Below are 23,479 nucleotides of genomic sequence, written 5' to 3' on the forward strand. Positions count from 1 at the left end.
TAGCAGCTGATGGAAAGGTTGAAGCAACGGCGGCAGGCCGCGTTTCTCATCGCGCCGGCCATGACCGTGCTGGCGATCGTGATCGGTTATCCGATCGTGCGCGCCATCTGGTTGTCGTTCCAGCAGGATAAAAAGCTCGATCCCACCACGGGCGTGTTCGTTGATGGCGGCTTCGCCGGTGTCGATCACTACCTGTACTGGCTCACCCAGCGCTGCATGCAGCCTGATGGCACCATCAGCACCTGCCCGTCCGGCGTGATCTCCTCCGACTTCTGGCCGGCAGTGTGGGTGACGCTCTTTTTCACCGTGGTGGCTGTGAGCATCGAGGTGGTCCTGGGCATGTGGATGGCGATCGTGATGAACCGCGAGTTCAAGGGCCGTGCCCTGCTGCGCGCCGCGGTGCTCATCCCGTGGGCGATCCCCACGGCGGTCACCGCGAAGCTGTGGCAGTTCATCTTCGCCCCGCATGGGGTGATTAACTCCCTGCTGGGCCACGATGTCGCGTGGACCACTGATCCCTGGGCGGCGCGTTTCGCGGTGATCGTCGCCGACGTGTGGAAAACCACCCCGTTTATGGCCTTGCTGATCCTGGCTGGGCTGCAGATGATCCCGAAGGAGGTCTACGAGGCCGCCAAGGTCGATGGCGCGAATTCCTGGCAGATTTTCCGCCAGATCACCCTACCGCTGGTCCGGCCGGCGCTGATGGTGGCGGTGCTTTTCCGCACCCTGGACACCCTGCGCATGTACGATCTGCCGGTCATTATGATCTCGGCGTCCTCCAACTCCCCCACCGCGACGATCTCGCAACTGGTGGTGGAGGACCTGCGGCAAAATAACTTCAACTCCGCCTCGGCGTTGTCCACCTTGATCTTCCTGCTCATCTTCGCCGTCGCGTTCATCATGATTCGTTTCCTCGGCGCTGACGTCAATCGCAGTGCCACCCAGGACGAACGCACAACCGATGACGATGATGCACTCCCCTCGTCTACCGTGGCCCTGCCCGCGGTGGATGCCCCGCTGCAGCTGAAGGAGGCCCAGCGATGAAAGCACTGCGCAACTATATCGGCGTGATCCTGATTCTGGTGTGGGGGCTGGCCCCCTTCTACTGGATGCTCGTGACCGCGCTGCGCGATAGCTCCCACACCTTCGACACCACCCCGTGGCCCACCCACGTCACCTTAGATAACTTCCGCGACGCCCTAGCCACCGATAAGGGCAATGACTTCCTCGGCGCCATCGGCAATTCCTTGCTCATTGGCATCGTCACCACCGTGCTGGCCGTGATGGTGGGCGTGTTCACCGCTTATGCCTTGGCGCGGCTCGACTTTCCCGCCAAGGGCTTTGTCACCGGTATCGTGCTGGCCGCCTCCATGTTTCCCGGTATTGCGTTGGTGACCCCGCTCTTCCAACTCTTCGGCGATCTCGGCTGGATCGGCACCTACCGGGCGCTGATCATCCCGAATATCTCCTTTGCGCTGCCGCTGACCATCTACACCCTCGTCTCCTTCTTCCAGCAGCTGCCCTGGGAGCTCGAGGAGGCGGCCCGCGTCGACGGCGCCAGCCGCGGCCAGGCCTTCCGCACCGTGCTCTTGCCACTGGCAGCGCCGGCTCTGTTTACCACCGCGATCCTTGCCTTCATCGCCACCTGGAACGAGTTCATGCTGTCCAAGCAGCTCTCCACCACCAGCACCGAGCCGGTGACGGTCGCCATCGCCCGCTTCTCTGGCCCCTCGGCATTCGAGTACCCTTACGCGGCCATCATGGCCGCCGGCGCATTGGTGACCGTGCCACTGGTGATCATGGTGCTGGTATTCCAGCGCCGCATCGTCGCCGGCCTCACCGCCGGCGGCGTGAAGGGCTAAACCGCCGGCCGATAAGATGGGCTGCGGAGAATAGACACATCCACTGCTCGAGGAAGGATCGCCGCTGTGTCGCAGTCGAGTGAGATGAGGCGCAAGAAATTGGTGTGGGAGGCGCTCGTGGGGTTCTGCGGCACCTTCGCCGCAGTCGCCGTGGCGCAGGCGGTGGCTAATATTCTCCGCCCCGAGCCGGAGGTATGGCCGGCGCTACTGGCCCTCGTGTTGGTTATCGCCACGGTGACCCTGTGGCGCAGCGGCCAGAATAGGTTTCAGCTTCCGCCAGACGATACGCAGCGCTGAATGCGCCAGCGCCCCCGCTTCCCGCAGGCATAACCACAGCACCTCGGGGAAGGGAGTGGGCGCCCCGATCGTCTCTACGGCATAGCCGTGATGCCACGCCCACAGCCGGATGCGGGGCAGATGGAAGCGATTCGAGACCACCACATAGCGGATGTCCTCTCGCCCATAGTGCTCCCGTAGCAGCTCGCGCACGTGCTCCAGATTCTCATTGGTGGATTCCGCACGGTCTTCCAGCACGATCGAGGCGCGGTCGATACCGTGCTCTGCCAGCCACTGCGCCATCACCGGCGCCTCATCGCGGCCGGTCACCACCACCACGTCCCCGCGGGCGATTGCTGCACGGCCCGGGACGAGGGCCGCACGCAGCCGCCGCTCGAGGGGGCGGCGCGGCTGGGCCTGCTCCACGCTGGCGCCCAGCACCACCACAGGCCGCGGCTGGGGACTCACCCGAGCAGCTTCTTCTGCAGGGCGCGGTCTTTTTCCAAGACCTCGTTTTTCATATTCTCCTGGTAGTCCACCATCTTCTCCAGCAGGGAGGAATCGCCAGCAGAGAGCACCCGCACGGCGAGCAGGCCGGCGTTTTTCGCCCCGCCGATAGAAACGGTGGCCACCGGCACGCCGCCGGGCATCTGCACGATCGACAGCAGCGAATCCATGCCATCGAGATCCTTCAGTGCCCGCGGAATGCCGATCACCGGCAAAGGAGTGGCCGCAGCCACCATGCCGGGCAGGTGCGCGGCCCCGCCCGCGCAGGCGATGATGCACTTCAGGCCGCGGGTATGGGCCTCGCGGGCATAGTCCAGCATCCGCTCCGGGGTGCGGTGCGCCGAGACCACGCCCACCTCGAAAGGCACCCCGAACTCGGCGAGGATCTCCGCGGCAGGCTCCACGGTGGGCCAGTCCGAGTCCGAGCCCATGATAATTCCAACTACTGGCTGCATTCTTTTTCTCCTTCGATCATCCGCTCGCGGGCGCTCACGACTGTGAGGGCCAGTGTGCATGAACCATGAAATAGGCGGCGGCGCGCGCATCGGCGCGCAGGGCGTCCACATCGCCCTCGCCACTGAGATTGACGTGCCCGATCTTGCGCCCTGGGCGATAGCCCTTGCCATACAGATGAATCTTGGCCTGGGGATAGCGCTTCCACACCTCGACCTGGCGCTCGGCCCAGCTGAGCCCGGGATCCTCCTCGCCGCCGAGGATATTGGCCATCACCGTAAAGCCGGCGGTGGGGGTTGTCGCCCCCAGCGGCATATCCAGCACCGCACGCAGGTGCTGCTCGAATTGGCTAGTCACACAGCCATCCTGGGTCCAGTGCCCGGTGTTATGGGGGCGCATGGCCAACTCGTTGACAAAAATCTCACCCGCAGTGGTTTCAAAGAGTTCCACCGCCAGCACCCCCGTCACTCCGAGTGTGTCCGCCACCCGGCGCGCCATCGCGGCGGTGCGCGCCTCGACGCTCTCATCGAGGCCAGGGGCCGGGGCAACCGCCAGCGCACACACCCCGTTTTCTTGTACCGACTCCACCACCGGCCAGCTCACGCATTCGCCGGAGGGGCGGCGCGCCACCATGGCCGAGAGCTCGCGGCGCAGCTCCACCTTGGTTTCGGCCATGAGGTCAATGCCCTGGCCGAGCAGTGTCTCCACGCGTTCACACAGCTCCTCTTCGCTATCGACAAACCACACGCCCTTGCCGTCATAGCCGCCGCGGCGCGCTTTGAGGCATACCGCACCGTTGACGCGGGAGAAGAACTCTCGGGCGTCGGCGATACTGGTGATGGCGGCGAAGTCGGGCACGGGTGCGCCCAGCTCGCTGAGGTGGCGCCGCTGCAGCAGCTTGTCTTGGGCGTAGACCAGCGCCTCGGGGCGGGGCTGGATATTAACGCCCTCGCCGATGAGGGTGTGCTGGTGCTCATTGGGCACATGCTCGTGATCGAAGGTCACCACGTCTGCGCCGGCGCAGACCGCGCGGAGATCATCCAGATCGGTGTAGTCGCCGATATGCACATCGTGGGCCACTTGGGCGGCCGAGGAGTCTGGGCTGGAGGCAAGCACGCGCAAGGATTGCCCCAATTCGATGGCCGCCGTCTGCATCATGCGGGCGAGCTGACCATCGCCGATCACGGCGACGATCGGAAAGCCGGGGGCGTGGGCGGACATGTTCTCGCTAGCTGGCTGCTCTGTAGTCACAGATACACAGTGTAGGAGGTCAAAGACCCCGCTGGGTATTTAAGGCCACCCCAGCCACCGCCCACCTAGCGCCGTTGCGCCAGCACGGAATTAATGGCCTTGACCGCCTGCTTGGACTTAGGCACCCCGCGAAAGACCATGGGGTGGGGTTGGCCGGCCACCTCGAGGACCACGGCACCGCGCTGCTTGCTCGCCCGGTAGATATAGCGCATCCCAATCGACTGGGAACGGGCGCGCAGGGCGGGCCCGCGCACCACTACCCGCTGGGTGGTCACCGTGAAGCGGCGGCGGCGGGCGCGCACCACGGGCAGCACGAAGCGCCACAGCACCAGCAGTACCCACAGCAGCAGCACCAGGCCGCGGGTCTCTGCGGGAAAATAGCCCACCTGCTCATAGCCGGGGCTGCCGGGCAGGCGATCGAAAAAGCCGATGGCGATCCACGCCAGCCCTGTCCACAGCACGAGTTCGAGCGCCGGGAAGGTCAATCCCGTCACCGGGGTGGTGGCGTCAAAGATGCAGCGCTCGCGGTTGTCCACAATGGTCATAGTGGCCTCACAGCCTAGCGCTTCAGCCGCAGGTGCTCCACATCGCCGGCGGAGAGCTGGTGGAGCTCGCCGGCCGTATCGCGCACGTGGATGCGGCCATCATCGCCCACACCCACGCACTCCCCCTCCAATACCTGCGTTTCGGAGAGATGCACCCGCACCTGCTGCCCAATAGAGCTACACACCTCGCGGTAGGCGTCCATGGGGCTGATCACCCCAGCCGCCCACTGGCCGAGGCGGTGATGCAGGGCCAGGAGAATATCGCCGACGAGATCGGTGCGGTCGACCTCATAGCCTTCTAGCTCGAGCGAGGTGGCGTGCGGCACCGGCAGCTCCTCCTGGGTGAGCGAGACATTAAGGCCTAGGCCCATCACCAGCGCCGGCTCCTCGCCCAAGGAGACGGCTTCGCCGAGGATGCCGCAGAGCTTCTTGCCATTGAGCAGCACATCATTGGGCCACTTCAATTGGGCGTTGATGGAGTGCTCGCGCAAGGCGTCGATAAGCGCCAGCCCTGTCATCAGCGGCATGGTTCCCAGCCGCGCCAGGGCGGAGCCGTGCGGGCGGAATAAGACAGACAGCGTGACCTGCGAATACGGCGGGGTGACCCACACCCGGTTCTTGCGCCCCTTGCCGGCGGTTTGGGATTCGGTCACCGCCGCGGACCAGGTGGGGGCGCCCTCGGTGGCCGCCTTGGCGAGGTCCGTGTTCGTCGAGCCCGTTTCTTCGGTGTAGTAGAGGTGCGTGAAGGGACCATAACCCACGACACGCTGGTGGAGTCGGGCCGTATCAATTGGTCTGCGCTCGTTCATGCCCTCTAAGACTAGTCCTTTATTCGCCCTATGCACCGGATTGTGTCCGCCGCTGCACTGCGCTCGCTGCGGTGGCTGTGTGGGAGAACACGGAAAAAGTTGGGCGACATGCCCGGAATTTCTGGACACAAAACAAAGAATGCTCTACTATCCCCAACATGACAATTTCCTCACCTTTGCGCGCCGACACCCTCCCCGATCCGAACCGACGCCCCACCACCGCCGAAAAGATCGCCACCCTGAAGCAGCTGCGCTCCGATGCCGCCACCCCCATGGGCACCCGCCCCATCGAGAAGCGGCACAGCCAAGGCCGGCTCACCGCTCGGGAACGCCTCGATTTCTTGCTGGATGAGAACTCCTTCGTGGAAACCGATCAGCTGGCACGCCACCGCACCCACGACTTCGGCATGCACGCACGCCGGCCGCTCACCGATGGCATTGTCACCGGCTGGGGCACCATCGACGGCCGAGAAGTCTGTGTCTTCTCCCAGGACGCTGCGGTCTTTGGCGGCGCCCTCGGAGAGGTCTATGGCGAAAAGATGATCAAGATCATGGAACTCGCCACCACCACCGGCCGCCCCCTCATCGGCCTATACGAGGGTGCGGGCGCCCGCATCCAAGAAGGCGCCGTCTCGCTGGATCTCATTGCGCAGACCTTCTACCAGAACGTGCAGGCATCCGGCGTGGTGCCGCAGATTTCGGTGATCATGGGCGCCTGCGCCGGCGGCAACGCCTACTCCCCCGCCCTCACCGACTTCGTGGTGATGGTGGATGAAAGCTCCAAGATGTTCGTCACCGGCCCGGACGTGATCAAGACCGTCACCGGCGAGCTCATTACCCAAGAGGAGCTGGGCGGGGCTTCTACCCACATGTCCACCGCCGGCAATACCCACTACACCGCCAGCTCGGATGAGGATGCGCTGGAGTGGGTGCAGGACTTGCTGCGCTATCTGCCGAATAACAACCGCGACCAGGCCCCGCCGGAGGATCCGGTGGATCTCGCGGAGCTGCCGAGCGTGGAGGAACTGGCCCTCGATTCCATCATCCCGGACGCCCCCAGCGTCCCCTATGATGTGCGCGATGTGATCTCCGCCCTCACCGATGACGCCGATTTCTTCGAGATCCAGGCCGATCGCGCCGAGAGCGTTGTCACCGCCTTCGGCCACGTCGATGGCCAACCGGTGGGATTCGTGGCGAATCAGCCGCTGCATTTTGCCGGCTGCCTCGATATCGATTCCTCCGAGAAGGCCGCCCGCTTCGTGCGCACCTGCGATAGCTTCAATATCCCGATCGTGATGCTGGTGGATGTGCCCGGCTTCCTGCCCGGCGCGGCCCAGGAATATGGCGGCATTCTGCGTCGTGGCGCCAAGCTGCTCTACGCCTATGGCGAGGCCACCGTGCCGAAGATCACCGTGACCATGCGCAAGGCCTATGGCGGCGCCTATTGCGTGATGGGCTCCAAGGGCCTCGGCGCCGATCTGAACCTGGCGTGGCCGACCGCGGAAATCGCGGTGATGGGCGCGGCCGGCGCCGTGGGCTTCATCTACCGCAAGGAGCTGACCGCAGCCGCCGCCGAGGGCAAGGACGTGGCCGCCCTCATCGAATCCTATGAGCGGGAGTACAACGACCACTTCCTCACCCCCTATCAGGCTGCCGAGCGCGGGCTTATCGACGCCGTCATCCTGCCCTCAGAAACGCGCGAGTCCATCATCCGCAACCTGCGTCTTTTGCGTTCCAAGGTGGAACACCGCCACGCCCGCAAGCACGGCAATATGCCGCTCTAGGGCCCGCGGTCGGGGCGGCGAGGCGCCATCCCACCACCCCATACCCCCACCTCATCTCAGGGAAATACCCACCTCATACCGAGGCGAGGTGGGGGTTTTGCCGCCGAACACTACCCCCGTATATGTGGATTTTTGCGGTGAAAATTGAAATGAAGGCTGCTTTGGACAACATTGTGGCCTTCAACACCTAAACTTAGGAACTATGACTGCCGCACAGACTCCGGGCGATACCATGCCCGACGTAAATACGACCGCAGGCAAGCTCGCCGATCTGCGAGCCCGCCTGAATGAAACCCAGGCCCCGATGGGCCCTGCCTCTGTGGAGAAGGTCCACGAGGCGGGCAAGAAGACCGCTCGTGAGCGCATTGAGTACCTGCTCGATGATGGCTCCTTCGTGGAGATCGATGCCCTCGCCCGGCACCGCTCCAAGAACTTCGGCCTCGATGCCAAGCGCCCCGTCACCGACGGTGTCGTCACCGGTTATGGCACCATCGACGGCCGCAAGGTGTGTGTATTCTCCCAGGATGGCGCCGTCTTCGGTGGCGCCCTCGGCGAGGTCTACGGCGAAAAGATCGTCAAGATCATGGATATGGCGATTAAGACCGGCGTGCCGATCATCGGCATCAACGAGGGTGCGGGCGCCCGCATTCAGGAGGGCGTGGTCTCCCTCGGCCTCTACTCCAAGATCTTCTTCCGCAATACCCAAGCCTCCGGCGTGATCCCGCAGATCTCGCTGATCATGGGCGCCTGCGCTGGCGGCCACGTCTACTCCCCCGCCCTCACGGACTTCATCGTGATGGTGGACAAGACCTCCAAGATGTTCATCACCGGCCCCTCGGTGATCAAGACCGTCACCGGCGAGGAAGTGACCCAGGAAGAGCTGGGTGGCGCCTCCACCCACATGGCCACCTCCGGTACCTCTCACTACACCGGCGCAGATGACGCCGACGCCCTCGACTGGGTGCGCGAGCTCATCGGCTTCCTCCCGCAGAACAACCGGGATGAGGCCCCGCGTATGGAAGCGGAGATCATGGAGGGCTCCATCCAGGACAACATCAACGAAGCTGACCTGGAGCTGGACACCCTCATTCCGGATTCCCCGAACCAGCCTTATGACATGAAGGACGTCATCACCCGCATCATCGATGATGGCGACTTCTTGGAGATTCAGGAAAACTACGCCGAAAACATCATCATCGGTTTCGGCCGCGTCGAGGGCCGCTCCGTGGGTATTGTGGCCAACCAGCCGATGCAATTCGCCGGCTGCTTGGACATCAAGGCCTCCGAGAAGGCCGCCCGCTTCGTGCGCACCTGCGATGCCTTCAATATCCCGATCCTCGAGTTCGTGGACGTGCCCGGCTTCCTGCCCGGCACCAACCAGGAGTACGAGGGCATCATTCGCCGCGGCGCGAAGCTGCTCTACGCCTACTGCGAGGCCACTGTCGGCAAGATCACCGTGATCACCCGCAAGTCCTATGGCGGCGCCTACTGCGTGATGGGCGGCAAGGAAATGGGCGCGGACATCGTGCTCGCCTGGCCCACCGCACAGATCGCCGTGATGGGCGCCTCCGGCGCCGTGGGCTTCATCTACCGCAAGGAGCTGAAGGCCGCCGCCAAGGAGGGCAAGGACGTTCAGGAGTTGATGAAGGAATACGAGGCCGAGTACGATCGCGAACTCGTTAACCCCTACATGGCTGCCGAGCGCGGCTTCGTCGACGCCGTGATCCCGCCGTCCGAGACCCGCGGCCAGATCATCGAGGGCCTGCGCCTGCTCGACCGCAAGGTTGTCAGCGTTCCCGCCAAGAAGCACGGAAATATCCCGCTCTAAGCCGGCTACGACGCGCAAGCCACGAGAAGTTAAAAGGAAGAAAGCATGTCAGACTCCCGTCCGGAGAACACGGATTCCCCAGAGACCACTGAGGCAGCAGAGGCTGCAAAGAAGCCCTTCTTGAGTATCGTCAAGGGCAATCCGAGCGACGCTCAGGTGGCCGCGTTGACCACCGTGTTCGCTGGGCTTGCTTCTGCGGCCGCGGCAGCCGAGAAGAAAGAAGTCGACCGCAATAAGTGGGGCAATTACGCCGAGCGGCTCAACCGCCCGACCACCTATAACCCCAACGCATTCCGCAACGTCAGCTTCTACTAGCTTTCGCAGAAGCAGCCTCGCATTTCCAGCGCCGCCCCGTTGTACCCACTGTGGTAGAACGCGGCGGCGCTGTCGCATGCGCAGCCCCCTACGCCCCGTGTCATGGCCTTAACCTGCCCCGAGCACACCCCGTGCAGGCGGGAAGAGGATAATTGCTGCCGTTAGCACAACGCTTTCACTGTGGCGGGCCGTGGCGCCGAGCGTTATCCCAGCCAGCATCGACTGAGCTGGGGCGTCCGCGCGGCCACCGGCACGTCCAGTTTGTCTTCTTCACGATGGAAAAGAGGAACATGAACGCGACAACCTCCGACACGGGCTCGCCCGCAGCGCAGACGCGCGGCCCGATCAGTGAGTTAACGCTTAGAGCGGTCATCATCGGTGGTCTCATTACCCTAGTATTCACCGCCGCCAATGTGTACTTGGGACTGAAGGTGGGTCTCACCTTTGCCACCTCCATCCCGGCTGCGGTGATCTCGATGGCGATCCTGCGTAAGTTCGCAGGCCACACCATCCAAGAAAATAATATTGTGCAGACCATCGCCTCTGCCGCCGGCACCCTATCTGCCATTATCTTCGTGCTCCCCGGCCTCGTCATGATCGGCTGGTGGAGCGGCTTCAGCTACTGGGAGACGGCCTTCGTGTGCGCCATCGGCGGCATTTTGGGCGTGATGTATTCCATCCCGCTGCGCCGCGCCCTCGTCACCGGCTCGGATCTGCCCTACCCCGAGGGCGTCGCCGCCGCCGAGGTGCTCAAGGTGGGCGATGAGCAGGGCTCGGTCGAGGAGAATAAGCGCGGACTCGCCGTGATCGTCGGCGGCGCGCTGGTCTCTGCCGGCTATGGCCTGCTAGCCGCGGTGCGCGCCGTGGCAGGCTCGGTCACCTCCACCTTCAAGTTCGGCGCCGGCGGCACCATGATCGGCGGCAGCCTCTCCCTGGCGCTGATCGGCGTCGGCCACCTCGTGGGCGTGGCCGTGGGTATCGCCATGCTCGTGGGCCTCGCCATCTCCTATGGTGTGCTGCTGCCCATGTTCACCTCCGAGGATATTGCCGCTGGCGGCGCCCTCGACGAGATCGTGCCCGCCATGTTCTCCTCGGATGTGCGTTTCGTGGGCGCTGGCGCCATGGCGGTGGCCGCCATCTGGACCCTGCTGAAGATCATCGGCCCCATCATCTCCGGTATGAAGGATGCTCTGGCTTCCTCCCGTGCCCGCCACGATGGCCAGTCCGTGCCCCTCACGGAGCGCGATATCCCCTTCAGCATCGTGGTCACCACCACCCTGATTTCCATGCTGCCGGTGGGGCTGCTGCTGTGGCTATTTGTGAAGGATTCCTCCATCACTCACCACACCACCGGCCTGGTGCTGCTGAGCATCATCTACGTGCTGCTGGTGGGTCTGGTGGTGGCCGGTATCTGCGGCTATATGGCCGGTCTCATTGGTGCCTCTAACTCCCCGATCTCGGGTGTGGGCATCATCGTGGTGATCACCGCGGCGCTGCTGATCAAGCTGGTCACCGGCAATGAGCACGAAACCAACGCCACCGCCTTAGTGGCCTATACGCTGTTTACCTCGGCGGTGGTATTCGGTATTGCCACCATCTCGAACGATAACCTGCAGGACCTCAAGACCGGCCAGCTGGTGGGCGCGACCCCGTGGCGCCAGCAGTTCGCGCTGATCATCGGTGTGCTCTTCGGCTCCGCCATCATTCCGCCGGTGCTGCAGCTGATGCTCACCGGTTTCGGCTTCGTGGGTATGGAGGGCGCCGGCCCGGATGCGCTGGCCGCACCCCAGGCGGCGCTGCTGTCCAGCGTGGCTGAGGGCATCTTCGGCAATTCCTTGGATTGGAGCCGCATCGGCTTGGGCGCGCTCATCGGTGCCGGCATCATCGTGGTCGACGAGATCCTCCGCCGCACCACCCGCTTCTCCCTGCCGCCGCTGGCAGTGGGCATGGGCATGTACCTGCCCGTGGCCCTCACGCTGATCGTGCCGATTGGCGCCTTCATCGGTTTCTTCTACAACCGCTGGGCCGATAAGCACGAGGATCCGGAGCCGATCAAGCGCCTCGGCGTGCTGCTGGCCACCGGCCTGATTGTGGGTGAGTCGCTATTCGGCGTGCTCAACGCCGGCATCATCGCTGCCGCAGGCACCTCGGATCCGCTGGCCCTCTTCGGCGAGGACTTCGCCCCGATCGCGCAATGGCTGGGCGTGCTCGTCTTCGCCGGCGCCGCCGCGGCCATGTACCGCTGGGTGGGTAAGAAGGCCACCAGCTAGGATCTGTGCACATGCGTCTCGTTCTCGCCTCCGCCTCCCCGTCCCGCCGCTCCATCCTGCGCGCCGCCGGCGTCGAACCGCTGTGCCAGCCCGCAGAGGTGGATGAGCGCGCTATCGAGGCCGCGCTGGCGGGGCGAGAACCGCAGGAGATCGTTAGTGCCCTCGCCCGCGCCAAGGCCGAGGCGGTGGCCGAGCACTTCGCCACAGACATCGTGGTGGGCTGCGATTCCATGTTGCTTATCGACGGCCACCTCCAGGGCAAGCCCCACACCGTGGAGGCAACCATCGAGCGCTGGCGGGCGCAGCGGGGACGCACCGCCACGCTCATCACCGGCCACTGCATTATCTCGCCGCGGGGCTGCGTCGATAAGTCTGCGCAAACCCGGCTGCGTTTCGCCGAGGCCAGCGATCGCGATATCGAGGCCTATGCCCGCACCGGCGAAGCGCTGGAATGTGCTGGGGCTTTTACTCTCGAAGCCATCGGCGGCTGGTTTATTGATCGCATCGAGGGCGATCCCTCGAGCGTGATCGGGCTATCGCTGCCGGTGCTGCGCTCAGCGCTGTATCAGCTGGGCTATGAGGTCCACGAATTTCTGCGCTGAGGCTGCTGCGGCGACTATCCTCTAAAGCCATGACGCAATTTAAGGATATGCTCGCCCCACCGCCACTACACCTGCCGGAGGATCCGGCCGCCGACGCCGCCGGACCGCTGGTGTCTGCGGTGCTCAGCCACCCCGAATCACCGCTGCTCTGGGCCCAGCTCGCCGAAGAGGCCCTGGCAGACGCCGCCAGCGATAGCGATCGGGCGCAGGCCTATGCCTATGCTCGCACCGGCTATCACCGCGGCCTCGACCGGCTGCGCGCCCACGGCTGGAAAGGCTGGGGGCCGCTGCCCTACTCCCATGAGCCGAACCGCGGGGTGCTGCGCGCTATCGCTGCCCTCGCACGGGTATCGGCGATGATCGACGACACGGCGGAATACGAGCGCTGCGAGCAGATGCTGAAGGACGCCGACCCCCAGGCAGCCGCCACCCTCCTGCGCTAGACGCGCGGCCACTCCTTCATCACGTCCTCGTGATCGAGCTGCTCCCAGCGCGCATGCTGCGGCTCCTGGGTGCGCACCGCCGCCACCAGCGACTCCGCCACCCACACATCGCCGACGATCAGCATCACGCTTTCCAGCAGCCCGGTGAGGGTGCGGGGCTTGGTGGATGCGGCCTGTTTTACCGCCTCAGTGCGGATCCGGCCCAGGGCGTTCTCCCGCTGGGCATCATCCACCACGAAAGCGCGAATAGTATTCAGCGCGTCCACCTCTTGGGTGGCGTCGAGGCCAGCGGCGAGCACCGCGCGTACAAAAGCCTTTTCATCATCGCTGCCGGGCCGCAGCAGCACCATCAGTCGCCGCTGGTTCAACTCGAGGGCGGCCACACGCCGTTCGAGGGACTGCACATCAGTCATGGTGGATCTCCTTTATACGAGGCATCGTGACTCTATGGGCTGATTATAAAACCGGCCCAGACCATGGCGAAGGCCCGGCCCCGATGAGATTCACCGAGTCCGGGCCCTGCGCCTCACACGGCGCTCGAGCGTATGCCCCTAGGGCGCGCTCTTAAGCGTGCTTGGCCTCCACGCGCTTGATGGCCTCCTCGGCCACCATTTCCTGGATGCCCATGTCCAGCTCGGAGGTGAAGCCCACGCAGGAACAGTTGATCTCACCGAGCACGTAGGTGTCGCCGCCGTCCTCGGCGTCGTCCAGCATGAAGTCAGCGGTCCAGATCAGCGGGATGTTGTCGCCGCCGAGCTTCTCCGCGATGACCGGGCGCACATCGGCGAACATGTCGATGAGCTCCTGCCACTCTTCCGGCTTGTCATAGGAGTACTTGGCGCCGGAGAAGAGGGTGGCGGAGAAGTTGTCGCCGCCCGCGGCCGGCTTCTTGTGCACCACGAATACCGGGTGCGGGCCCACCAGCAGAATGCGGATCTCGCCCTCGACGATGCGCGGCATGAAGCGCATATCGACCAGCATGCCGTTGTCGCCGATGATGTACTGCTCACAGAAGTCAATGAACTCGCCGAGCTCACGAACCTCGGTGTGGTTGTCCACGGCCTCGGTGCACTTGAGCTTGGTGTCGAGGGGCAGTTCGGTGCCGGGCTCGACGGAGGCAGCCAATTCCTTATCCTCCAGCTGCACGCGCCAGATGCCGGAGCCGGTGGAGCCGCGGTTCTGCTTGAGCACGCGCTCACCATAGGACAGGGAGGACGGGAAGGTGGAGTGGAACTTCTCCACGTCGTAGTAGGCGTAGGTATCATCCGGCACCAGATCGGTGGAGGCGAGCTTGACCAGGGCGTCCTTGGCGCCATAGGCCATCATCTCCTCCGGGGTGGACATGCCCACCAGGCCGGCCTCCTCGGAGAGCTTGGTGAGGAGGGTGAAATAGCCCTTCTCGCCACCGGGGATATTGCCGGGATTGACGCGGGAAATATAGGCGTCGAAATTCTCGGACACGTACTCAAAAAGCTGCTCGGACCACTCGGGGCGGTAAAACACCACCTCGGACTTCCAGCCCTTTTCCTTAATGGCGTTAACGATCGGCAGGGTGTCCTTGCGGTGACCGTTGAACTGCTTGTCGTTGCCGCCTTCAACCTCGAAAACGACGATACCCTTCTTCATAAGCCTAAAACTCTCCTTGTAGAGCGATTGTGAGTCGTGCATGCAGATGTGAAGATCACATAAACTGCGCTGGCTGGAGGGCGCGTGGCGCACCATTCTTCAGCCGGTGCGTAATAGTCAGCAGGCCCGCTAACGACACTGCTCAGCAGCACAGCGATACGTAGATGTGCGCTCGACGCGGAAGGCGCTTAGAGAATTACTTCCGGGATCGAGTGCTTACTGAGCACTGTGTACGTCGTGAAACTCTCACTAAGTGAGTGCTTAATAGAGGAAAATGCCTCGACAACCATTACTCAGATAATTCTAAGGCAGCACTGTTACTTTCGCTCCACATGCCCCTAAAGCGTAATGAATGACACACTGCGCGAGTGAGAGTGATGCCCCAACTGGTGATAAAAGTAGAGTGGAAGCTTCTCGTGTGTGCGGGTTCGTGCTCGCTGCCACCACTGCAGGCCACCGCCCGGCAGGATGGCAGACGATGCTGGCCCCTAGCGTCGTCACGCGCTAGGCCACGGCCTCGCACACCTAACGCCCACTGTATGAGGAATGTGATTGTCCATGCCGATCCCTTTTGACCCCAACCCCGTGCTCGCGGACTATGCCCATCCGGAGAAGATCGTGTCGGCGTCCTGGTTGTCCGCACGTCTGGGCACCCCCGGGCTCCGCGTGGTGGAATCCGACGAAGACACCCTCCTCTACGACATCGGCCACGTGCCTGGGGCGGTGCGCATCGATTGGCGCGGCGAGCTCAATGATCCGCTGATCCGCGATTACATCACCGCCGAGCAATTCGCCGAGCTCATGCGCTCGAAGGGCATTGCCAATGATGACACCGTGGTGATCTACGGCGATAAATCCAATTGGTGGGCCGCCTATACCTTCTGGGTATTCACCCTCTTCGGCCACAAGGACGTGCGCCTGCTCAATGGCGGCCGCGATGCCTGGATGGCCGAGGAGCGCGACACCAGCTTCGTGGTGCCGGAGTATCCCCGCACCAACTACGAGGTGCCTGTGCGCGATGACTCGGAGCACCGCAGCCTCGTGGCCGAGGTGCGGGCCAAGCTCGGAGAAACCACCCTGCTCGACGTCCGCGAGCCCGATGAGTACACCGGCGTCGCCTCCAATGCGGAGGGCTACCCCGCCGACACCGTCTCTCGTACCGGCCACATCCCCACCGCCATCAACGTGCCGTGGAATAAAGCCGTCTACGCCAATTCGCGCTTCCGCTCCCGCGAAGAACTCGCCGAGCTCTATGCCGACTATGACAAGGACGCCGACACCATCGTCTACTGCCGCCTCGGCGATCGCTCCGCGCACAGCTGGTTTGTGCTGAAGTACCTGCTCGGCTTCAGCAATGTCCGTAACTATGACGGCTCCTGGATCGAGTGGGGCAACATGATCGGCATGCCCATCGTGCACGGCGAGGAGCCGGGCACCCTCGACTAGAGCGCCCCAGCGCTCGCGCGGCGCTGCGGGCGGCTCGCGGCTGCGGGCGCCGTTGCGGGCACTCGCAGTAGCGGCAGCTCAGCGACCTCTACTTTTGCTCACAAGACATTCCGACTAGCATCACTAGGCACACCCCGAGGACGTCTCCGATGTCCGGCTTCTCCTCGGCCGGTGTGCCTTCACCTATGCCCATGCCTCTCGCATAGCATCCGAGCCCGCGGGCGCTATGCAGGGAAAATAAGGCCGCGCACGCAGGAAAATCTGGGGTTCGCGGATGTCCGCAGCGCCCCACGCCACCTGCACGCCTTACCCAAATTTAGGTGTGGACGGTGGGGGTAATTACGAAATAACTGATCCAAGCCGCCTTTGCTTTGTTGTTAGGTGTGTAACAATGACAGGTAGCCCGACGCTATCCTCACTGCGCATGCCTGTGCATAGCGAGGATCGCACAGCAAAAACTTAAAGGTTTTCAAAACTCAGGAGGGGTTTTAGTGACCGTCGAACAAAAGAAGATCACCAAGGTGCTGGTTGCCAACCGTGGTGAGATCGCCGTCCGCGTGATCCGTGCCGCTCGCGATGCAGGAATCGCCAGCGTTGCGGTCTACGCCGAGCCTGATGCCGAGGCACCCTTTGTCGCCTTGGCCGATGAGGCATTCGCCCTCGGCGGCTCCACCTCTGCAGAGTCCTACCTGGTCTTCGACAAGATCCTCGATGCCGCCAAGAAGTCCGGCGCCGACGCCATTCACCCTGGCTACGGCTTCCTATCGGAGAACGGCGACTTCGCCCAGGCCGTCATCGATGCCGGCCTGATTTGGATTGGCCCCTCCCCGCAGTCCATCAATGATCTCGGCGATAAGGTCACCGCTCGCCACATCGCGCTGCGCGCCGAAGCACCGATGGCCCCGGGTACCAAGGAGCCGGTCAAGGACGCCGATGAGGTGGTGGCCTTCGCTGAGGAGCATGGCCTGCCCATCGCCATTAAGGCAGCCTTCGGCGGCGGCGGCCGCGGTATGAAGGTGGCCTACAAGATGGAAGAGGTCGCCGACCTCTACGATTCCGCTACCCGTGAGGCCACTGCCGCCTTCGGTCGCGGCGAGTGCTTCGTGGAGCGCTACCTCGACAAGGCCCGCCACGTGGAGTGCCAGGTGGTGGCCGATATGCACGGCAACGTCGTCGTTGCCGGCACCCGTGACTGCTCCCTGCAGCGCCGCTTCCAGAAGCTCGTCGAGGAGGCCCCGGCGCCGTTCCTCACCGAGGAGCAGCGCACCCAGCTGCACGAGTCCGCGAAGCGTATTTGTAAGGAGGCCGGCTACTACGGTGCTGGCACCGTCGAGTATCTGGTGGGCTCCGATGGACTCATCTCCTTCCTCGAGGTGAACACCCGCCTGCAGGTGGAGCACCCCGTCACCGAGATGACCACCGGCCTGGACCTCGTGCGCGAGCAGTTCCGCATCGCCGAGGGCCGCGAGCTGCACATCAAGGAAGACCCCAAGCCGCGCGGCCACGCCATCGAGTTCCGTATCAACGGCGAGGACGCTGGCTCCAACTTCATGCCGGCCCCCGGCACCGTGGTGAAGTACCACGAGCCCTCCGGCCCGGGCGTGCGCATGGACGCCGGTATCGTCCAGGGTTCCGTGATCGGTGGCCAGTTCGACTCCATGCTGGCGAAGCTCATCGTCTACGGAGAGACCCGCGAGGAGGCGCTGCAGCGCTCCCGCCGCGCTCTCGCCGAGTACGTTGTTGAGGGCCTGCCCACCGTGATCCCCTTCCACGCACATATCGTGGAGAACCCCGCCTTCGTGGGCGATGGTGAAGGCTTCGACGTCTACACCAAGTGGATCGAAGAGGAGTGGGACAACCCGATCGAGCCCTACGTGGATCCGGCCGACGCCGATGAGGAAGAGGAGAAGGTTCCCTCCCAGAAGGTTGTCGTGGAGATCGACGGCCGTCGCGTCGAGGTGGCCCTGCCGGGCGACCTGGCTCTGGGCGGTGGCGCTGGCGGTGCCAAGAAGAAGGCCAAGAAGCGTCGCGCTGGCGGCGGCAAGAAGGCCGTCTCCGGTGACGCCGTGGTCGCCCCGATGCAGGGCACCGTGATCAAGGTGAACGTGGAAGAGGGCCAGGAAGTCAACGAAGGCGATACCGTCGTGGTCCTCGAGGCCATGAAGATGGAGAACCCCGTGAAGGCCCACAAGTCCGGCACCGTGGAAGGCCTCAGCGCCGAGAACGGCTCCGGCGTCTCCAAGGGCGAGCCGCTCATGGAGATCAAGTAGTCACATACCCTCCCGCATAGCCGCGTGCTGCCGAGTGCACACGCGGCTATGTGCTGTCTGGGGCGCTGAGCTCATAGGGCGGCGAGACCCGGTGGCGGCTAGCACGGTGCGCCATAAAAAACTGGCCCCTGTCCTTGCTGGACGGGGGCCAGTTCGCTTCTATGCCGCGGGCGCGGCTGCTACTCAATCACGAGGAGCAGGTCACCACCCTCAACCTTGGTGGGTTGTTGCAGCGCCACGCGGGTGATGGTGCCATCGACCGGGGCGGTGATGGAGGCCTCCATCTTCATGGCCTCGATCACGGCCACGGCGTCGCCGGCGGAGACTTCATCGCCCACGGAGGCGTTCACGGTGACCGCACCGGCGAAGGGAGCAGCCACATGGCCCGGGTTGTTCGGGTCGGCCTGCTCGGCGGCGGCGGTGATGGATTCCACCGACCGGTCGCGCACCTTGATCGGGCGGATCTGGCCATTGACATTGCACACCACGGTGCGCATACCCTTATCGTCCGGCTCGGAGATAGCGTCGAGACGCACCACGAGACTGGACTGGTTCTCCAAACGGATCAGAGATTCCTCGCCGGACTTCAGCCCGTAGAAGAACTCGCGGTCCGTCAGCACCGAGGTATCGCCGAAGAGGCGACGGTGCTCGGCGAACTCCTTGGTGGGCTGCGGGAAGAGCAGGTGGTTGAGCATCTGGCGGCGGGTATCCACATCCTCGCTGCGCAGTGCCTCCTCCGAGTCGGAGGACAGCGCCTCCAGCGGGTCCTTGCCCTGGGCCCGGCCGTCGAGGGCGCGGCTGCGCAGCGGCTCCGGCCAGCCACCCGGAGGGGTGCCCAGCTCGCCGCGGAGGAAGGCGATCACAGAATCCGGGATGTCGTATTTCTGCGGATCCTTGGCGAAGTCCGCCGGATCCACGCCCGCGCCGACCAGGTGCAGGGCGAGATCGCCCACCACCTTCGAGGAAGGCGTCACCTTGGTGGGGCGGCCCAGCATATCGCTCACTGCTGCGTAGTAGTCCTCGATCAGCTCGAAGCGATCCGCCAAGCCCAGCGCGGTGGCCTGGGCCTTGAGGTTCGAGAGCTGCCCGCCTGGGATCTCGTGCCGGTAGACGCGGCCCGTGGGGCCGGCCAGCCCGGTTTCGAAGGGGGCATACATTTGGCGCACGGCCTCCCAGTAGGGCTCCATATCGGAGATCGCCTTCAGCGATAGCCCGGTGTCGCGCTCGGTATTGGCAAATGCCGCCACAATCGCGGAGAGCGAGGGCTGCGAGGTGGTGCCCGCCAGGGGCGCGGAGGCGCCATCGACGGCGTCGGCGCCGGCCTCGGCGGCCGCCATATAGGTGGCCAGCTGGCCGCCAGCGGTGTCGTGGGTGTGCACGTGCACCGGCAGGTCGAATTCCTTGCGCAAAGCCGACACCAGGGTGCGGGCGGCCTGCGGGCGCATCAGCCCGGCCATGTCCTTGATGGCCAGGATGTGGGCGCCGGACTCCACGATCTGCTCCGCGAGCTTCAGGTAGTAGTCCAGGGTGTAGAGCGACTCATTCGGATCGGCCAGGTTGCCGGAGTAGGCCATGGCCACCTCGGCCACAGCGGTATTGGTCTCTAGCACTGCCTCGATGGCGGGACGCATCTGCGAGACATCATTGAGCGCATCGAAGATACGGAAGATATCCACACCCGAGCGGGCGGCTTCCTGGACGAAGGAGTGGCACACCGTGTCCGGGTAGGGGGTGTAACCCACGGTATTGCGGCCGCGCAAGAGCATCTGGATATTCACATTCGGAATAGCCTCGCGGAGCTGATCCAGCCGCTCCCACGGATCCTCGTGGAGGAAGCGCAGGGCCACATCGTAGGTGGCGCCGCCCCAGGCCTCTACAGAGAGCAACTCCGGGGTGAGATAGGACTGCGCCCGCGCGGCGTGCACCAGCGCGGACTGGCGCACCCGGGTGGCGAGCAGGGATTGGTGGGCATCGCGGAAGGTGGTGTCGGTGACCGCGAGGGTGGTGTTCGCGCGCAGCTGCTCGGCGAACTTCTGCGGGCCGAGCTCCCGGAGTACATCGCGGGAACCGCGGGGGCGCTCCCCCTTGGGCACCACCGGCAGCTTCGCCTTGGCGCGGCCCACCTGGGGCGCGGCACCATTGGGCTGATTGACGGTGACATCGGCGAGGTACTCGAGGATGCGGCTGGGCTCATCATCGGCGGGCGGGGCCTGCAAGAGCCACGGGTGGTCCTCGATGAAGGAGGTGGAAATCCGCTTGTGCAGGAAGTCCTCCTCGCGCAGCAGGGCGCGCAGGAAGCCGATATTGGTGGCCACACCGGAGACGGTGAACTCGGCTAGGGCGCGCTGGGCGCGGGAGACCGCGGTGGCAAAGTTCGGGCCACGGCAGGTCATCTTCACCAATAGCGAGTCGAAGTGTGCGGTAATCTCGCCGCCCAGCATGGCGGCGCCATCGAGGCGCACGCCCGCTCCGCCCGGGGAGCGGTAGGCGGTGATCACGCCGGTATCGGGGCGGAAACCGTTATTGGGATCCTCGGTGGTGATACGGCATTGCAGCGCCGCGCCTTCGGTGTGAATGGCGTCCTGGGTGAGTCCCAGCTGCTTCAAGGTGGCACCCGCGGCGATGCGCAGCTGAGTCTGCACGATATCGACCTGGGTGACTTCCTCGGTCACGGTGTGCTCCACCTGGACGCGCGGGTTCATCTCGATGAACACGTGCTTGCCGTTTTCGTCCACGAGGAACTCCACGGTGCCGGCGCCCACATAGCCGATGGACTGACAGAACTTCACCGCATCGGCGCAGATCTTCTCGCGGAGCTCGGCGCTGAGCTGCTGGGCAGGGGCGATCTCCACCACCTTTTGGTGGCGGCGCTGCAAGGAGCAATCGCGCTCGTAGAGGTGGATGACATCGCCGGTGGTATCGGCGAGGATCTGCACCTCGATGTGCTGCGGGTTAATCACCGCACGCTCGACATACACGCTCGCATCGCCGAAGGCCGAGAGCGCCTCACGGGAGGCTTCTTCGGCGAGGGCGCGCAGCTTATCGGGGCTGGGGATAAAACGCATGCCGCGTCCGCCACCGCCGGCCACGGCCTTGACAAAGATCGGGTACTCCTGCCCCTCGGCGGCAGCCACGATGTCATCAATATTGTCACTCGGCGTGGACTCCTCCAGGGTGGGCAGTCCGGCCTTGCGGGCGGCGGTGACGGCCGCGGCCTTATCGCCGGTGAGATCGAGGATCTCGGCGGGCGGGCCGACGAAGGTGATGCCGGCATCGGCGCACTTGCGGGCGAGAGCGGCGTTTTCCGAGAGGAAGCCATAGCCGGGATAGATGGCATCCGCCCCGGCTTTTTGGGCGGCGCGGATAATCTCATTCGGATCTAAGTAGGCCTTGACGGGCGCGCCTTCTTCGCCGATGCGCACGGCCTCGGTGGCATGCGAGCGGTGGAAGGAGTTGCGATCCTCGATGGGATAGACCGCCACCGTGCTGGCGTCGATCTCATAGGCGGCACGGAAGGCACGGACCGCGATCTCACCGCGGTTGGCCACGAGCACCTTATTAAAACTGGGCAGGGACTGATCCTGATTCATATATCTCTTTCTTGGTCGTGCGCCCATTGTGTAGGGCATATCACACAGAGTAGTGCCTTTGAGCGCCGTACTATGCATGCGCCGGGAAAGCACATGGCTCCGGCGCATGTAAGGAGGAACATGCACCGGAGCCATGATCGTCTCCCTCACACATCCCACATCCTAATGTGGAACGCACCCTAAGAGCCCGTACGCCTGCGCGCCGACGGGTGTGCGGCGATGGTTCATCGCCCACAGCAGCGAAAGTGAAGCGCCAGCGAAACCCTGTCTTTAACTCGGTTATGACTGCCGTAAAGACCTGAGTGCCGCTTTTTTCTTCATCTTTCGTGTGTGTAGGAACCACCGTGTCGGCGCGGCCGCGTGATGCGTCCACCATGCCTGTGGATCTGGGAGTGAGTGAGAGACGCTACCGCCCCTCCTCGGGGGCATCCCCGGCAGGAAGGTGCGGAAGTCGTGTTATTCGACCGTCTGGGCCGGGACCTTGCGCTGCTCTTCGCCGTTGTAGGCAGAGAGCGGCCGGATGAGCGAATTGGACTCATTCTGTTCGATGATGTGCGCTGTCCACCCGGTGATCCGCGCCATCACGAAGATGGGAGTAAAGAACTCCACATCGAATCCGAGCAGGTGATAGGCCGGCCCGGAGGGGAAGTCCAGGTTCGGCTTGATGCCCGTGGCCTCGTCCATGGTCCGCGCCATGATGTCGTACATCTCCACCCACTTCTCGCCATCGTGGTTCTCGGCGAGCTCCCGAAACGCCGCCTCCATGGTGGGGACGCGGGAATCGCCGCGCTTGTACACGCGGTGGCCGAAGCCCATGATCAGTTCCTTATTGGCCAGGGCGTCCTTCACCCACTGCTCGGCGCGGGCGGGATCGCCGATCTGCAGCATGGTGTGCATGACGGCCTCATTAGCGCCGCCGTGCAGCGGCCCCTTGAGGGCGCCGATGGCACCCGTGACGGCCGAGTAGGTATCCGACATGGTGGAGGTGATCACGCGCGCCGTGAAGGTCGAGGCGTTGAAGGAGTGCTCCGCGTACAAAATGAGCGACTTATCAAAGGCCTCAATATCGGCGCGGTCATTGGCGGGGGATCCTTCGGCATCGCCGAAGACCATGTGCAGGAAATTCTCCGCAAAACCCTTGCGCGTGGAGGGCTCGATATAGCCCTCGCCGCGGCGGCGGCGAATATCCAAGGCAACCACGGTCGGCAGCTTGGCCATGAGCTCCAGCGAGGTGCGGCGAATGTGATCGGAGTCCTTGGTATAGGCCTCCGGGTCCTGGGAGCCGATATAGCTCACGGCGCTGCGCAGCACGTCCATGGGGTGGCAGGTGGTGGGCATCTTATTCACCAATTCGATCAGCCCGCGATCGATATGCCGCAGGGCTTTTTCGCGGATGGAGAACCGGCGCAGCTCATCTGGGGTGGGCAGCTGACCATTCCACAGCAGGTAGGCCACTTCCTCGAAGGTGCAGTAGCGCGCGAGTTCCTGGACGGGGTAGCCGCGGTAGGTCAGGGAGTTGGTCTCCGGCACCACCTTGGACACGGCGGTGTAGTCCACCACCACCCCGGCGAGGCCCTTGCGAATTGTCGTGTCTTGCGTCAT

The 23,479-nt window shown here is 64.1% G+C and carries 20 protein-coding genes; 11 read left to right on the top strand and 9 right to left on the bottom strand.

Features of this window, described 5'->3' with window-relative positions; all coding sequences use genetic code 11:
• Positions 1-9 precede the first annotated feature (9 nt).
• The 3 genes from KR227_RS10255 (at position 10) to KR227_RS10830 (ending at position 2,159) form a co-directional block, all read left to right on the top strand.
• A complete protein-coding gene (locus tag KR227_RS10255; RefSeq protein WP_218365238.1) occupies positions 10-1,044 on the top strand; it encodes a carbohydrate ABC transporter permease in 1,035 nt (344 codons plus the stop codon).
• Positions 1,041-1,862, top strand: coding sequence for a carbohydrate ABC transporter permease (locus KR227_RS10260; protein WP_151529508.1), 822 nt, complete (start codon positions 1,041-1,043; stop codon positions 1,860-1,862). The genes KR227_RS10255 and KR227_RS10260 overlap by 4 nt, the downstream gene beginning before the upstream one ends.
• Positions 1,863-1,946: 84 nt before the next feature.
• Positions 1,947-2,159 (top strand): hypothetical protein, encoded by a 213-nt coding sequence (locus tag KR227_RS10830; RefSeq protein WP_255549308.1) that lies wholly within the window; start codon positions 1,947-1,949, stop codon positions 2,157-2,159.
• On the opposite strand, the gene KR227_RS10265 is transcribed toward KR227_RS10830, so the two are convergent.
• From KR227_RS10265 to KR227_RS10285, 5 genes are all read right to left on the bottom strand, one after another.
• Positions 2,067-2,606: a YdcF family protein gene (locus tag KR227_RS10265; RefSeq protein WP_218365239.1), complete on the bottom strand. Its 540-nt coding sequence runs from the start codon at positions 2,604-2,606 to the stop codon at positions 2,067-2,069. The genes KR227_RS10830 and KR227_RS10265 overlap by 93 nt on opposite strands.
• Positions 2,603-3,100, bottom strand: a complete 498-nt coding sequence (gene purE, locus KR227_RS10270) for a 5-(carboxyamino)imidazole ribonucleotide mutase (RefSeq protein ID WP_151550079.1) — start codon at positions 3,098-3,100, stop codon at positions 2,603-2,605. The genes KR227_RS10265 and purE overlap by 4 nt, the downstream gene beginning before the upstream one ends.
• Positions 3,101-3,134: 34 nt before the next feature.
• A complete protein-coding gene (locus KR227_RS10275; RefSeq protein ID WP_218365307.1) occupies positions 3,135-4,319 on the bottom strand; it encodes a 5-(carboxyamino)imidazole ribonucleotide synthase in 1,185 nt (394 codons plus the stop codon).
• A gap of 95 nt (positions 4,320-4,414) precedes the next feature.
• Entirely contained in the window at positions 4,415-4,894 is a 480-nt protein-coding gene (locus KR227_RS10280) for a hypothetical protein (RefSeq protein WP_218365240.1), read from the bottom strand.
• A 14-nt stretch (positions 4,895-4,908) separates the two neighbouring features.
• The gene (locus KR227_RS10285) at positions 4,909-5,703 is read right to left on the bottom strand and encodes a biotin--[acetyl-CoA-carboxylase] ligase (RefSeq protein WP_218365241.1); all 795 of its coding nucleotides are present in this window, start codon (positions 5,701-5,703) and stop codon (positions 4,909-4,911) included.
• Between the two features lie 158 nt (positions 5,704-5,861).
• Between KR227_RS10285 and KR227_RS10290 the strand changes: the two genes are divergently transcribed.
• The 6 genes from KR227_RS10290 to KR227_RS10315 all read left to right on the top strand — a co-directional run bounded on the left by KR227_RS10290 (position 5,862) and on the right by KR227_RS10315 (position 12,945).
• Positions 5,862-7,487, top strand: coding sequence for an acyl-CoA carboxylase subunit beta (locus KR227_RS10290; RefSeq protein WP_218365242.1), 1,626 nt, complete (start codon positions 5,862-5,864; stop codon positions 7,485-7,487).
• Positions 7,488-7,689: 202 nt separating this feature from the next.
• On the top strand, positions 7,690-9,315 hold the full coding sequence (locus tag KR227_RS10295; protein ID WP_218365243.1) for an acyl-CoA carboxylase subunit beta: 1,626 nt from the start codon (positions 7,690-7,692) through the stop codon (positions 9,313-9,315).
• A 45-nt stretch (positions 9,316-9,360) separates the two neighbouring features.
• Entirely contained in the window at positions 9,361-9,630 is a 270-nt protein-coding gene (locus KR227_RS10300) for an acyl-CoA carboxylase subunit epsilon (protein WP_151529523.1), read from the top strand.
• Between the two features lie 290 nt (positions 9,631-9,920).
• Entirely contained in the window at positions 9,921-11,900 is a 1,980-nt protein-coding gene (locus KR227_RS10305; RefSeq protein ID WP_218365244.1) for an OPT family oligopeptide transporter, read from the top strand.
• A gap of 11 nt (positions 11,901-11,911) precedes the next feature.
• Positions 11,912-12,502, top strand: coding sequence for a nucleoside triphosphate pyrophosphatase (locus KR227_RS10310; RefSeq protein ID WP_218365245.1), 591 nt, complete (start codon positions 11,912-11,914; stop codon positions 12,500-12,502).
• A gap of 29 nt (positions 12,503-12,531) precedes the next feature.
• The gene (locus KR227_RS10315; RefSeq protein ID WP_218365246.1) at positions 12,532-12,945 is read left to right on the top strand and encodes a DUF3151 domain-containing protein; all 414 of its coding nucleotides are present in this window, start codon (positions 12,532-12,534) and stop codon (positions 12,943-12,945) included.
• Here KR227_RS10315 and KR227_RS10320 read toward each other — a convergent pair.
• Positions 12,942-13,358 (bottom strand): hypothetical protein, encoded by a 417-nt coding sequence (locus tag KR227_RS10320; RefSeq protein ID WP_218365247.1) that lies wholly within the window; start codon positions 13,356-13,358, stop codon positions 12,942-12,944. The genes KR227_RS10315 and KR227_RS10320 overlap by 4 nt on opposite strands.
• A 151-nt stretch (positions 13,359-13,509) precedes the next feature.
• On the bottom strand, positions 13,510-14,571 hold the full coding sequence (locus KR227_RS10325) for a Cj0069 family protein (RefSeq protein ID WP_151529531.1): 1,062 nt from the start codon (positions 14,569-14,571) through the stop codon (positions 13,510-13,512).
• Between the two features lie 558 nt (positions 14,572-15,129).
• On the opposite strand from KR227_RS10325, the gene KR227_RS10330 reads away from it, so the two are divergent.
• Together KR227_RS10330 and KR227_RS10335 are read left to right on the top strand one after the other, a co-directional pair.
• Complete coding sequence (locus KR227_RS10330) at positions 15,130-16,017, top strand: sulfurtransferase (RefSeq protein ID WP_218365248.1); 888 nt, start codon at positions 15,130-15,132, stop codon at positions 16,015-16,017.
• A gap of 491 nt (positions 16,018-16,508) precedes the next feature.
• Positions 16,509-18,287, top strand: a complete 1,779-nt coding sequence (locus KR227_RS10335; protein WP_218365249.1) for an acetyl/propionyl/methylcrotonyl-CoA carboxylase subunit alpha — start codon at positions 16,509-16,511, stop codon at positions 18,285-18,287.
• 179 nt (positions 18,288-18,466) lie between these two features.
• Here KR227_RS10335 and KR227_RS10340 read toward each other — a convergent pair whose 3' ends face one another.
• Together KR227_RS10340 and KR227_RS10345 are read right to left on the bottom strand one after the other, a co-directional pair.
• Positions 18,467-21,877, bottom strand: a complete 3,411-nt coding sequence (locus KR227_RS10340; RefSeq protein WP_218365250.1) for a pyruvate carboxylase — start codon at positions 21,875-21,877, stop codon at positions 18,467-18,469.
• Positions 21,878-22,333: 456 nt separating this feature from the next.
• The gene (locus KR227_RS10345) at positions 22,334-23,479 is read right to left on the bottom strand and encodes a bifunctional 2-methylcitrate synthase/citrate synthase (protein ID WP_218365251.1); all 1,146 of its coding nucleotides are present in this window, start codon (positions 23,477-23,479) and stop codon (positions 22,334-22,336) included.

The sequence above is a fragment of the Corynebacterium sp. TAE3-ERU30 genome (genome assembly GCF_019209925.1).
Classification (GTDB): domain Bacteria; phylum Actinomycetota; class Actinomycetes; order Mycobacteriales; family Mycobacteriaceae; genus Corynebacterium; species Corynebacterium megadyptis.